Annotated in this window: 10 protein-coding genes; 6 read left to right on the top strand and 4 right to left on the bottom strand. The window is 65.8% G+C overall.

Annotated features, from left to right (window positions below; all coding sequences use genetic code 11):
• Positions 1-174 precede the first annotated feature (174 nt).
• The 5 genes from VKP62_01430 (at position 175) to VKP62_01410 (ending at position 3,716) form a co-directional block, all read left to right on the top strand.
• Positions 175-624, top strand: a complete 450-nt coding sequence (locus VKP62_01430; protein ID MEB3195843.1) for a hypothetical protein — start codon at positions 175-177, stop codon at positions 622-624.
• A gap of 114 nt (positions 625-738) precedes the next feature.
• Complete coding sequence (locus tag VKP62_01425) at positions 739-1,650, top strand: phosphate/phosphite/phosphonate ABC transporter substrate-binding protein (GenBank protein MEB3195842.1); 912 nt, start codon at positions 739-741, stop codon at positions 1,648-1,650.
• A gap of 18 nt (positions 1,651-1,668) precedes the next feature.
• Positions 1,669-2,517 (top strand): phosphonate ABC transporter ATP-binding protein, encoded by an 849-nt coding sequence (gene phnC / locus VKP62_01420; GenBank protein ID MEB3195841.1) that lies wholly within the window; start codon positions 1,669-1,671, stop codon positions 2,515-2,517.
• Positions 2,510-3,451, top strand: a complete 942-nt coding sequence (phnE, locus tag VKP62_01415; protein MEB3195840.1) for a phosphonate ABC transporter, permease protein PhnE — start codon at positions 2,510-2,512, stop codon at positions 3,449-3,451. The genes phnC and phnE overlap by 8 nt, the downstream gene beginning before the upstream one ends.
• Before the next feature lie 70 nt (positions 3,452-3,521).
• Positions 3,522-3,716, top strand: coding sequence for a hypothetical protein (locus tag VKP62_01410; GenBank protein ID MEB3195839.1), 195 nt, complete (start codon positions 3,522-3,524; stop codon positions 3,714-3,716).
• A 54-nt stretch (positions 3,717-3,770) separates the two neighbouring features.
• Here VKP62_01410 and VKP62_01405 read toward each other — a convergent pair whose 3' ends face one another.
• From VKP62_01405 to VKP62_01395, 3 genes are all read right to left on the bottom strand, one after another.
• The gene (locus VKP62_01405; GenBank protein MEB3195838.1) at positions 3,771-4,604 is read right to left on the bottom strand and encodes an energy transducer TonB; all 834 of its coding nucleotides are present in this window, start codon (positions 4,602-4,604) and stop codon (positions 3,771-3,773) included.
• Between the two features lie 125 nt (positions 4,605-4,729).
• Positions 4,730-6,286 (bottom strand): hypothetical protein, encoded by a 1,557-nt coding sequence (locus VKP62_01400; GenBank protein MEB3195837.1) that lies wholly within the window; start codon positions 6,284-6,286, stop codon positions 4,730-4,732.
• A gap of 11 nt (positions 6,287-6,297) precedes the next feature.
• Positions 6,298-9,336, bottom strand: a complete 3,039-nt coding sequence (locus VKP62_01395; protein ID MEB3195836.1) for a tetratricopeptide repeat protein — start codon at positions 9,334-9,336, stop codon at positions 6,298-6,300.
• Between the two features lie 424 nt (positions 9,337-9,760).
• Between VKP62_01395 and VKP62_01390 the strand changes: the two genes are divergently transcribed.
• On the top strand, positions 9,761-10,975 hold the full coding sequence (locus VKP62_01390) for a S8 family peptidase (protein ID MEB3195835.1): 1,215 nt from the start codon (positions 9,761-9,763) through the stop codon (positions 10,973-10,975).
• Between the two features lie 132 nt (positions 10,976-11,107).
• On the opposite strand, the gene opgC is transcribed toward VKP62_01390, so the two are convergent.
• Entirely contained in the window at positions 11,108-12,250 is a 1,143-nt protein-coding gene (opgC, locus tag VKP62_01385) for an OpgC domain-containing protein (protein MEB3195834.1), read from the bottom strand.
• Between the last annotated feature and the right edge of the window lie 23 nt (positions 12,251-12,273).

The raw sequence follows: 12,273 nt of genomic DNA, 5'->3' as shown, positions 1-12,273 counted from the left end.
CGTGTCGGGTCATATTAATGGCTGATTAATAGTTCGGCAAATCCGCATCAACGTCGTCGGGCGCGACGACACGCCAAGGTATAAAGTGCGTGTGGCCCACGGCCGTTCGGGAAATTGAAACCTGGACAGCGGCCCGCTGAACGCCCCCAACGCGATTCCGAGGTAGCATCGCTCATGCCCACCAAACGCTTGAAGTCTCCGCTCGTTGAAGCCGCACCCGTCAGCGTGGTGGTCTCTTCCCGCGTCACGAGCTTTCAGTTCGACGGGGTGGAGGGCGACTTGCTTCCACTCTTTTACCGCCGTGCGGAGTATCAGTTGCCTGCCTACGTGGTGCGGATGCCGATGCCGACGTTAACCTGCCGCCACCTGGAAAAGGCCACCTTTCACGTCTTGCAGGGAAATGCCGAGCAGGCTTTGCTGGCCTTTCGTCGGGCCGTGGCGAGTGCGATCGAACCGATGACCCTGATCAAAGTGGCACTGGCCTGTCACACCGAAGATCACTTCGAGGCGGCGGGTGGGGCCCTGCGTCGTGCCTTGAAATACGCCGGTCGTGATGGGCGCAGCGCCTCCCTGGTGCGGGCAGTGGCGGAACACCTCGCGTACGACCTGTCCTCCGAAGTCTGAGCGGGCCCGTCCCGCCTCTTGTGAAGCCTGCCCCCAACCCCTTGCTTCGGGGTATAATCCGAGGGCAATGCCCGGCCAGGCGCGTCGGGCGATTCACGAGACGAAATGGCTGACATGAACAAGGGTGCCCGCAAGCTTGCCCTCCCGCTCTCCCAGGCACTGGGCGCGGCTTTGGTCGCCGTGTTGGCCTGGGCCGGGCCTGCGCAGGCGTACACCCCGAAGGTGCTGCGGGTGGGCTTTGTGCCCTCCGAGAATCTGCAGAACATCTTGAAAAAGACGCGTCCCGTCATCGATGCGCTGCACCGTGAGCTGAAGCTCCAGGTGGTGCCCTTCGTCGCGACGGATTACACCGGCATCATCGAGGCCATGCGGGCGAACAAGCTTGATGTGGCTTTCTTTGCGCCCGGTGCCTACGTGCTGGCTGAGAAAAAGGCCAACGCCCTGGTCATTCTGAAGGCCCAGCGAAAAGGCAAGTCGTTCTTTTATTCCTCGGTGATCACCCATCGGGACAGTGGCATCAAGCGGCTCACCGATCTGAAAGGCAAGACCTTCGCGTTTGTCGACCCTGCCTCCACCAGTGGCGGCGTGTATCCCAAGGTGATGTTCTTGAATGCAGGCCTCAATCCCGACCGGGATTTCACGCGCGTGATTTACGCCGGTGGGCACGATGCCGCAGTGCTGGCGGTTCTGAACAAGAAAGTGGATGCCGCGGCCACCTTCTCCAACGACACCCGCGGGGAAGACTCCGCCTGGACTCAGTTCCTCACCAAGCCGGGAGAGGCCGCTGCGATCCAGGCGATCGCCTTCAGCAAGCCCATTCCCAGTGACCTGATTGCCGTGCATCGGGAGATGGAAGCCCCCTTGATTCAGCAGGTGCGCAAGGTGTTCACCGGCATGAGTGCCACGCCACAAGGTCGCAAGCAATTGTGGGACCTCTATCGTATCGATGCCTTCGTCGACTCCACCCCTGAGGACTTCGAACCCGTTCGCGAAGCCTTCAGCAAGGTGGGATTGCCGATCAAGTAGCCCTCGGAGCCCCCCATCGTGTCTGTCACCCCGGTCGTCATGCCTGTTGCGGCCCCGTCCTTGCTGGAGATCGAGGGACTGCACAAAGCCTACGGGGCGGGGCCGGCCATTCTGTCGGACATCAACCTGCAATTTCGGCCCGGTGAGTTCGTCGTCATCCTTGGCCTGTCCGGGGCCGGTAAGTCCACCTTTTTGCGCTGCTTGAATCGCCTGGTCGCCCCCACGGCGGGCCGCATTCAGGTGCCGGGCGAACTGGTCGGCAATTCCGGAGCGGCTCGCGCGGATGTGGCCTTGATGTCGGCGGGCGAACTTCGCCACTGGCGTCGACGAGTGGGCATGATCTTTCAGCAGTTCAACCTGGTGAAGCGCCTGACGGTGCTGCAAAATGTGCTCTCCGGCAGCCTCGGCTACATGGCTTTGCTGCCCAGCGTGATGCGTTTCTTTCCGGCGGTGGAACGGGAGCGTGCGCTGGTCAATCTGGCGCGGGTGGGGTTGCTGGAACAGGCTCATCAACGGGCTGACCGGCTCTCGGGGGGGCAACAGCAGCGGGTGGCGATCGCCCGGGCCCTGATGCAACGCCCGGCGTTGATCCTGGCGGACGAGCCCGTCGCCTCACTCGATCCCAAGCTGTCGGTGGTGGTGCTGGATACCCTGCGTCGGGTGGCCCAGGAGGACCAGATCACGGTGCTGGTCAGCTTGCACGTGCTGGAACTGGCCCGGCGCTACGCCGATCGAATCGTCGGCTTCCAGGGGGGGCGAGTGGTGTTCGACGGTCCCCCTGACGCGCTCACGGACGAAGCCGTCGAGCGCATCTACAGCCGCGCGGGCGGACCGTCGCTGCTGGAAAGCGAGGCTTCTGATGCTTGATCTGACCTCGCCCCCGCCGGCGACCGAGGCAACCGTGGCGCCGGTGACGGCGTCGTCCTGGTTGCCCCTGCGGCGAGTCGCGCTCTGGCTGCTCGCCTTGTGGCTCCTCTGGTGGTCGTTTGCCGGCGTTCAGCTGAATCTGGCCGAACTCGCCCGGGGCACGCCGCAAATGGTGGATACGCTCGGTCGGATGGTGCCACCGGACTTCTCACGGGTGACCGACCCCGCGGTGTACGACAAGCCTGTGGAACTGTCCACGCTGGAACTTCTGACTCCCTTGCCGCTGGAGTCGGGCAAGGCCTCGCTGAAGGCCTACTGGTGGCAGAACACTTTCCCTCAAACGATCGTGGGCGCGACCCTGCAAACGATCCAGATGGCCCTGGCCGGAACGGTCCTGGCCCTGATCCTGGCTTTTCCGCTGGCGTTTCTGGGGGCGCGCAACACCACCCCGCACCCGACGGTGTATCACGCCATCAAACTGGTGACCAACTTCCTGCGCACGATCCCGGACTTCGCCGTGGCCCTTGTGCTGGTCGCGGCGATCGGCCTGGGACCGTTTGCAGGAACCCTGGCCCTGGCCTTCCACACCGCCACGGTTCTGATCAAGCTGTTCGCCGAGGCCATTGAGGGAATCGACGAGGGGGTCGTGGAGGCGTTGCGAGCCACTGGGGCTCGCTATGGTCAGGTCTTGAGTTTTGCGGTGGTGCCTCAGGTCATGCCGGCCTTCATCTCCTTCGTGCTCTACCGTTTCGAGACCAACATCCGGGCTGCGGCGGTGCTGGGCATGATCGGCGCGGGCGGCATCGGCTTCCTGATGGTGAGCGACTTCCGCATGTTCCAGTACCAGCAGGCCTCCATGACGGTGCTGGTCCTGATCGTCCTGGTGATGGCGGTGGATTACATGAGCGCCCAGTTGCGCAAGCTGGTGACGTGAGCCCAGGCGGCCTGCGGATGGAACGGCCCCTGGCGGCGAGCGCCCGGACGCGCTCGGGTGAGGGATAACGATGGCGGACGAAGAAGAAGGCCCCTCCTGGTTTGCCGCTTTCCTGACGATTCTGGTTGGAATCGGGGTGTGCGCCCTGACGGTTCACATTGTGAGAACGGCCGACCCGAAGGGGTTTGACCAGTTTGTGGCGGAAGCCCAGAAGACGCTGGGCATCCAGCCGAAAAAAGCCGAGCCCGAGGAAGAACCCGAATAGCGCGCCTTTGGCCTTGGGGGCTCCTGGCCACGGGCCCGGCCCTGGAGGCGTTCGTCAGCGGATCACGAAGCTGAACGGGATCACGCCGCTCTCGATCTGGGATTCCCCACCCGCCAGGGGCGTGAACTGGTAGCCGGTCGCCGCGCGACGGGCGGCCGCATCGAGCACGGCAAAGCCCGAAGACCCGACGACCTCCGCGTCGCGGACGCTGCCGTCGGGATTCACGTAGACGCGGATCTGGGCCGTGCCTTCCCAGATATTCCGTTGCGCCACCTCCGGGTACTGCGGAGAGGGGGCACTCAGCACCCCCCGCCCCGACAGTTCGCCCTGTGGCCTCGCCTGGCGGACGCTTGCCGTGCCTTGACGCGCATCCGGTTGACCATTGGCCACCGCCTGAGGGGTACCCTCCTCGCGCAGATTGGCCAGGCGGGTGGCCGCATCGCTCTCCGAGCGCTTGGCGCGTGCCGCCGCGGCCAGGCGAATCAATTCCTCCGGGGAGGGGGTCTGGTTCACCGGCAACTCCGGCGCCTGATGAGTCACCCGCACCGGGCGCGAGACCACGGGCTTGCTCAGCGGTTTCGGCGCGCGCCTGGGGGCTGCGGCGGTCGCAGGGGCCGGTTTGGGCGCTGGCCTGGGAGGCGCCTGGGCCTGCACCGGGTCCGGTTGAGGCGCGGCGCGCTGCGGTGCCGCGGCCTGGCGTTGGGTCACCACCACCGGCGCTTCGATGAACTCCACCTCGATCACCCGGCTGGTCTCGGGTTCCTTCTGCGCGGCGGGGGGAGCGAAGGTGCCCAGGGCCAGCAGGGCTGCCAGCAACGCGTGCAGGCTCAGCGAAGCTCCCCAGGCGGTCGTTCGCCGCGGGGTGAGGCCCAGTGGGGGGGGCGGCACCTCCCGGTTCAGCCAGCGAGGGGCCGCCTTCCGACCGGCACGCCGCCTGCCCGCTGGGGGAGCAGCGAGTGGCGATGGGCGCGGGGAGGGAGGGGGTGGGTACATGGGCAGACTCGCCAAGGGGGTCAGAACAGGTACTGGACGTGGCCCGTGAGCAGGGGAGTGGGGGCAAAATAGTTCGGGGCGCTCGGCTGGTTCAGGATCAATGGCACATCCGCAATCCGCAGTCCCAGGTGCAGGTCCTGACTGAGCGGATAGCGCAGGTCCGCCTCGGCGAACAGACCATTGGCCAGTCCGCCCCCTTGAATTTGCTCGGTGGACAGTTGGGCCTGGCGGTGGTCCAGCGAGACGGAATAGGCGATCGGCGCCGCCGGGCCGGGCAGGCTGCCCTCCGCATTGGTGGCCAGACGTAGCTCGCTGAATCCGAGCGGCTGGGTCGAGCGCACCAGGGCCTTGATGTTCTGCTGCAAGCCAGGCAGCCAGTTGATCTGCAGGCGGCCATCCAGCACCTGGGTCCATTGGTCATCGGCGTTGTTGGCCGGCTGCCAGAGGCCGTCGCCATCCTTGTCGGACCAGAAAATGAGACGCTTGCTTTGACGCAGGTCGCCACTGATGTGCGCCCAGACCTGGTCGGTCAGGCGGTGGCTGCCGCCCAGCTGAGCCCAGCCCTGGACGCGCTCGGCTTGCAGATCATCGTTGGCGGCGGTGGCTGGTCGACGCAGATAGAGTGCCTCGAAGTCGGGTAACTCACTGCGCGCTTTGAGGCCGACGAACAGGTGGGTCAGGACCGAGGGGCGCAGGTGAAAGAGCACGCTGGGATCCAGGATCGGCTCACGTCCCCAGTAGCCTCCCCCCAGCGCGCCTTCCAGTTCCAGGTGATCGGACAGAGTCCAGACGTCCGAGAATCGCACGTAACCCTCAGCGCCGTCTTGTTTGCCCCAGATTCGGTGCTGCAGCGTGAGGTCCAGCTCCGACCGATGGTCCTTGCCCCCCAGCTGGGGTCGCCAGTTGGCGACGGCCGCGGCACGCTGGGTGTAGAGCGACTGGCTCGCCCCCTCGGCCGCGCCTCGTTCATAGCGCAGCGACGCCCCCCAGGGACGCTTGGGACCCAGGTCGAGCGTGAGCCCATAGGCGTTTTGCCGACCCTCCTTGCCGCCCGCCTGCCAGAAAAACCCTTCCCCGTTGCCGCCCGCGCGCGCGACACCCGGCCAATCGAGCCATTCCCGGGCTTGCCAGCCGGACCAGCCCCAGCCTGCGCGACCCTCAATTTCCGTGACCCCCATGGCGGGGCCCCACCAGCGGGCATCATACACGCCGGCCCGGTATTGAAGCAGGGGGCCCCAGCCACCCATCACGCTCGTGTAGGGCATCTGGGCTGTCGGCAAGGGGGTGGGAGGCTCCACGGTCGTAGGGGTCACCCCCACCATCAAGGTCCGGTTGTCTTCGGCCGTGGCGCGACGCTGCGGCGTTTCCGGAATGGTTACGCGCGAATTCCACTGCCCCAGTTGAGGGGCGATGCGCAGGTTGGCATCCCCTTCCTGCTGCGACAGATCCTTGCCCTGAATGGTCACGGTGGGCAACTGGGCCGGCAGCTTTTCGTCGCCACCCTCGGCCTCCGCGAGCGCAGGAGTGGCCATCACCAGCAACCCGGGCAACCAGGCCAGACAAGAGAGGAGGCGCACCCGGGCATGCCTCATTGGCGGGCCTCCTTGGGGATATTTTTTTCGATCCAGTCAAGGCGGGCGCGCGCATCCGTGCGCTCGGTTGACGGGGGCAAGTTCGACAGGCGGTTGTACACCTCGACGGCCTCTCGCCAGCGCCCCAGTTGCTCGAGTGCCTCGCCCAGCTTGAGCGCCGCGAGGGAAGGCAGAGGTTCGGCATTGTCCGGGAATTTGAGGCCCGAGAGCTCTCGCACGGCTTCCTTGAACTGCCGCATCTCCACCAGCACGTGACCCGCCCAGTAGCCGCCCAAGGCAGCCGGCAGGCTGTTGGGGGAGCTCAAGCCGCGCGCGCCGCGATAGGCCAGCAGCGCGGGACCCCATTGCTTGGCCTGGCGGTGCAGGTCTCCCAAGTCCATCCAGGCCTGTCTGCGTCGTTCCAGCGGGAAACCGTGGTTTTCGGCCACGCGCCGGAACAGATTTTGGGCGGCTGGGAAGTCCTTTTGTTCCCGCGCCACCTCAGCGGCTTCGCGCAGGGCCAGGGCCCCGATGTCCTTGCCGGGATAGGCCTCCGAAAGGGCCACCAGGTTGTCTTTGGCGGCGGCCAGGTCCCCGGCGCCCCGCTGAGCGCGGGCCAGATCGTACTGCGCGAGCGGTTTCAACTCCTGGTCCGTCGTTTCGCGCAACGGCTGCAGCACCGCGGCCGCGTCGGCCCATTGGCGCTTTTCCAGCAGGGCTCGCCCGGCCCAGTGGCGCAGCGTGGGGGGGCAGGCCTTGCCAGCGATGCGATACGTCTCCAGCACTTCGTCCCAATTGGCCTGATCGACGAAGCCCTGGCCGATGGCCAGCAGGGTGGGCACGTCGCTGTCCGACACGGCACCGCTCCGGGAAATCTCGAGGCGTGCCTGCTTGTAATCTCCGGCCTTCAGCAGGGACTGCACGACGCCCTGCTTGATTTCCTGCTGGTGGTCAGGGGGCAGGGAGCCGGAGTTGAGCAGCGCTTCGTATGCCTTGCGGGATTCGACGAATTGGCCAATGTTGAAGTGGGCTGCGGCCAGCTGCTGACCGGCCTCCACTCGCAAGGAGGGGGAACTTTCCGGATGCTCGGTGGCCGCTTTGAGGGCCGTGATGGCTTCGGGAAATCGCTTCAAACGGAAATAGGCGCGTCCTCGCCACAGCAGGGCGCGGGGGACCAGGTCCTGAGCCGCGGGCAGATTGAGCAACGCGCCGAATGCCTCGGCCGCCTCCTCCAGACGGTCCTGTCGGTTCAGGCTCCAGGCGATCTGAAATCGAGTCTCCGCCGCCAGGTTTGGTTCGAGCGGACTTTTCAGCAGGGTTTCGAACGTCTTGCGCGCGGCTTCCCACTCGCGCATCTCCACCAGCACCAGCCCGAGTCGATAGAGGGCATCTTGTCGCATGCGGCCCTCGGGAAAGCGTCGAACGGCTTCACTGAATGCGGAGCGCGCGCCCGGCAGGTCCTTCAGCTTGTAGGAGGCCCAGCCCAGTCCGTAAAAAGCCTCCGTGAGTCGGCTGAAGTCGGGATGTTGCTGAACCAGTTTTCCGTACAAGGCCCGGGCGGAATCATACTGGCCCAGCCGGTAGCGGGCTTCCCCCTGCCAGAAGACGGCATCGGCCAGCAAGGGCCCCTGATCGACGGCCTCCAGCACGCGCGCGGCTTCCTGGTAGTTCCCGGCATAGAACTGCGCCAACCCGATCTTGAAGTCGACCTCCTCGCCCTTACCCACCAAAAAAGCCTGGTTACCCAGTACCGCCAGTTGCGAATAGGCCTTCACGGCCTCGCTGAAATTTCCCTGAACGAGGTAGGTCTCTCCGCGCATCCAGTAGACCGGCCCCAGCCAGCGACTGCGCGGAAATTGAAGCTCCATTTTCTTGCAAAGCGTCAGCACGTCGTCGTGCGTGCGCGCGGCGAACGCCTGGCGGGTCAGTTCGTAAAGCGCTTCTTCCGCCCAGATGGAGCGGGGGGCGACTTTTTGCACCTGCTCGAAATGCTTGCTGGCCTCAGCCTGGTTGCCCGCGTCACGGGCCAGTGCCCCCAACGCGAAGTACACCCCCCCGCGGTAGTTGCTGCGGGGATAGCGTTTCAACCAGGCGGTGAACATGTTCAGCGCCTCCGGTCCACGCCCTTGTTGCCAGGTGGCCCAGGCCTCTCCATAACTGGCCGGTTCCCGCAACGGGCTTTCGGGAGGGACCGCCCGATAGTGGCTCAGGGCCAGGGCATATTCCTTCGCGTCAGCGTAGGCTTCGCCGGCCAGCAACTCCGCGCGGGCCATGAGGGCGTCGTCTGCGCCATGGCGGGCAGCCTCATTGTAGAAAGTGCTGGCCGCGAGGTGCTCCCCGCGCGTGAGCATGACATTGCCCAGGGCCAGTCGGACGGCCTGGCTGTAACGGCTGGTCGGAAAGCGCTCGAGTGCCTGCTTCCATACATTGGTGGCCGCCTCCTCCTGTTTGAGCCGCAGCAGCGACCAGCCCCAGGCAAACAGTCCTCTTTCCTGCGCGGGACCGTAGGTGTTGGCGAGCACGCGGTACAGTTCCAGCGCCTTGGAATACTGTCCGCTGGTGAAATACAGGTCAGCCAATGCGGCGCGGGCGGGTGACTTGAGGTCTTCGGGCAGAATGGCGATCGCTTGCTCCAGCAAACCGATGGCCGTCTCGTCCTCGCCCAGGTCGCGCCGAATGAAGGCCCGTTCCAGCAGGGCCGGCAGAAACCAGCGGGAATCGGCAGGAACCAGCGCCAGGTGTTGCAGGGCTTCCGCATTCCTCCCATTGCGACGCTGCGCGTGGCCGAGCCAGTAAGCCAGGCGATCCGCCTCGCCGCCGCCGCGTCCCGGCAGATTGAAGGCCACGCTCAATTCGGCTTCGGCCGCCGGGTAGGCACGGCGCTCGAGCAACTGGTTGAGCTTGGTCCACCAGGCCAGGTCTGAGCCCGGTGTCCGCCCCTCTGCGGCGGGCGTGGCGCCCGAGGCCGCCAGCACCGGCAAGGCCGGCGCGGCCAGCCAGGTGGCCCCGGCCAGGAGCAGGGAAGTCAGACGGAAAAGAGAGCGGCGTCTCGGCATCGATGCGTTCACCATGGTAGCCCACGCTCAGCGCGGAGGACCGTGTGCCGTCACACGCGGGGTCCGGATTATAGCACGCAGCGTTATGTTGAAGCAGGCTGCGATCAGAGCCTCGGCGGGCCGATTTCAATTCTTTTTTGCGGGCGGGTCAGCGCTGCTCCAAGGGACACGTTGGTTCCTTGAAGAAGTAGGTCTCACCGGACTTTGGGGAGGTGGGAGGCCTGCTTGAATCAACCCTTTCTCTAAGGTTTTACCGTGTCGGGGTTAAGGAAAGGTTAAATGTGCGATCTGGTACTTGAATCACAATCGGACGGGTGCTAAAGTGGGTCCACAAGGTTAAGCTTAAATTAAACATAAGCTAACCAATGACCCTGTCCCCCGGCCCCTGGGCCCACGAGGAGAAACAAGTTCAATGAAGAACGGCATGAAGCAAGTCGTCCTGATGACTTCCGCCACTGTCACCACTCTCGCTCTGGTCGGCTGCGGCGTTTCGCCGAACGGCTTGAACCTCGCCAACACCCGCTCCGGGGACATGATGGCGCAAGCGGTGCCCGGTGAGGTCGTCGTCAAGTTCCGCGACGCCCGCGGCCGCCAGTCGGTGCTCCAGAAGATGGGCCTCAAGGCCGTCTCCAAGGTCGAGCGGATCGAAGCCGTGGTGGTGAAGACCGCCAACGCCGCTCAGACCATCAGCGCCCTCAAGGCTGACCCGAACGTGGCTTACGCGGAGCCCAACTACATTGCCCGCATCATCGACAACGGCAACCTGGCCCCGCGGATGGGCTTCGGCGTGAAGGCCGATGACGAACTGCTCGGCAAGCTGTGGGGCATGGAAAAGATTGCCGCCGCCAAGGCTTGGGCCGTCACGACCGGTTCGCCTGAGGTCAAGGTGGGCGTGGTGGACACCGGCATCGACCACAAGCACGTCGACTTCGGTGGCCGGGTCGCCAAGGGCAAGGACTTCGTCAACAACGACGACGATGCGTTCGACGACCACTACCACGGCACCCACTGCGCCGGTTCGGTCGGCGCCGGCCTGGGCAACGGTGGCGTCGTCGGGGTGGCTCCGGCGGTCTCGATGGTCGCGGTCAAGGTCCTGTCGAAGAGCGGGTCCGGGTCGTACGCCGGTGTGGCCAACGGCATCATCTATGCTGCTGACCAGGGTTGCCAGGTCATCTCGATGAGCCTGGGTGGTCCTCAGAGCTCGGCCGTGATTGATGAAGCCGTCAAGCACGCCATCAACAAGGGCTCCTTGGTGGTGGCCGCGATGGGCAACAACAACTCCGAGCGTCCCAGCTACCCGGCTGCTGCGCCTGGTGTGATGGCCGTCGGCGCCACCACCAGCGGCGACGTGCGTTCCTCGTTCTCCAACTTCGGCAAGCACATCTCGGTGGGCGCGCCCGGTTCCGACATCCTGTCGACCGTTCCTGGCGGCGGCTATCGCACCCTCTCGGGCACCTCGATGGCCTGCCCGCACACCGCCGGCCTGGCCGCTCTGGTGAAGAGCGCCAACCCTTCCTTCACGGCGGCGCAGATCCGCGAGCGGATCGAGAAGACCGCGGATGACCTGGGCGATAAGGGCTTCGACAAGTACTTCGGCCACGGCCGGATCAACGTCGGTCGCGCCATCACCCAGCAGTAAGCGGCCACGCGCGATTCGTCGCGATGGTTCTTGGGGGCGCCCTTCGGGGCGCCCCTTTCTGCTTGTGAGGCGGGCCTGGAGGGCGCGACACCAGGGCTCGGACTCGCCTCGCCTGCCCCGGAACGGCTCCGCTCACCCGCCGGCTCTGGCGCGATACCGGTGTCGCTGCCGCACCAACCCCCATAACAGCAGCAGGGCGGCGGCTTGGCCCAGGCTGGTCAACCAGACCCGGCCCCCCAGCCAGGGGGCGATCGCCTGACTCCAGAACAGCACCAGGGGGAGGTGCAGCATGTACAGCAGCAGCGCGTTTCGCCCCAGCAGCAGCAAGCCCTCATGCAGCCAGTGGGTGGATGGAAACCCCGTCAACCAGGAGAGGGCTGCCGAGAGCAGGGGAAAGTAGGTCATCACGGCCAGCAAGCGGATCGGTCCGAGCAGGCTGCGATCAGTCGCCGCAAGCCAGGTGGCCCGTTCCGGCGCCTCGAGCGGCCAGCTTCTCACATCGCTGTCGTGGAAGGAGGCCACGGCGAGGCTCAGGCCGATCACCGCCAAACTCAGCCACCAGCCGTGAGGAGGGACCCAGGCCCAGCGTCGCTTCAGGGACTCGCCGTACCAGGCCACCAGAAACCCACCGACATAGATGATCTGCCAGGATGCCAGGCTGAAATAGGTTCGCCCATCTCGATCCAGGGGGGGCGTGGACAGCGCATAGGGGTCGCACCAGTTCCAGCCCCAGGCCAGCAGGCTGGCCAGCACCAGGAAAGGCCAGTGGCCACGGGCACATCCGGCGATCAGCAGTGGGGTCAGCCCGAGCAGCCCCACGTACATCGGCAGGATGTCCAGCAACGGGGGGGCCAGCTGAAGCGACAGCGCGGCGCGGGCCAGCTCGCCCCACGCCGGTGGGGCGTCCGTGAAGGCCGGCCGGCCTGCTCCTGGCACCAGCATCGCCAGGGTTCCGACGGCCAGCAGGCTTCCGCTGGCACAACCCCAGACCACGAGGGTGCGTCGCAGCACCGGGTAGATCGCCCCCCAGTGACCCGCTTGCAGGAATCTTTCGCGGCTGCGCCAGCCAAGCGCCAGCCCCGAGCACAGCACGAAGCCCTCGGCCGCGGTGATGTAGAGGGTGCCGAGGGTGAGCATGTGGAACCAGGAATGTCCCACCAGATGGTCCAGCACCATCACCACCACGGCCAGGCCTCGCAACAGGTCGATGGCCAGCCGGCGTTCGACCGGCGCGGGGGGGCCGGCCGGCGAGGGGGGCAGCGGGGCACGCAACATGCCGCCATTGTAGCCAGCCGGAG

This window comes from Candidatus Sericytochromatia bacterium, assembly GCA_035285325.1.
In the GTDB taxonomy this organism is placed as follows: Bacteria; Cyanobacteriota; Sericytochromatia; order S15B-MN24; family JAQBPE01; genus JAYKJB01.
The sequence above is the reverse complement of the archived record's forward strand: the minus strand, read 5'-3'. Positions and strand labels throughout refer to the sequence as shown.

What these genes read in the sequence shown, in the direction of transcription:
- VKP62_01395 (MEB3195836.1), bottom strand. Translation starts at nt 9,336, where the DNA reads ATGCCGAGACGCCGCTCTCTTTTCCGTCTGACTTCCCTGCTCCTGGCC.
- opgC (MEB3195834.1), bottom strand. Translation starts at nt 12,250, where the DNA reads ATGTTGCGTGCCCCGCTGCCCCCCTCGCCGGCCGGCCCCCCCGCGCCG.
- VKP62_01390 (MEB3195835.1), top strand. Translation starts at nt 9,761, where the DNA reads ATGAAGCAAGTCGTCCTGATGACTTCCGCCACTGTCACCACTCTCGCT.
- phnE (MEB3195840.1), top strand. Translation starts at nt 2,510, where the DNA reads ATGCTTGATCTGACCTCGCCCCCGCCGGCGACCGAGGCAACCGTGGCG.
- VKP62_01410 (MEB3195839.1), top strand. Translation starts at nt 3,522, where the DNA reads ATGGCGGACGAAGAAGAAGGCCCCTCCTGGTTTGCCGCTTTCCTGACG.
- VKP62_01425 (MEB3195842.1), top strand. Translation starts at nt 739, where the DNA reads ATGAACAAGGGTGCCCGCAAGCTTGCCCTCCCGCTCTCCCAGGCACTG.
- VKP62_01430 (MEB3195843.1), top strand. Translation starts at nt 175, where the DNA reads ATGCCCACCAAACGCTTGAAGTCTCCGCTCGTTGAAGCCGCACCCGTC.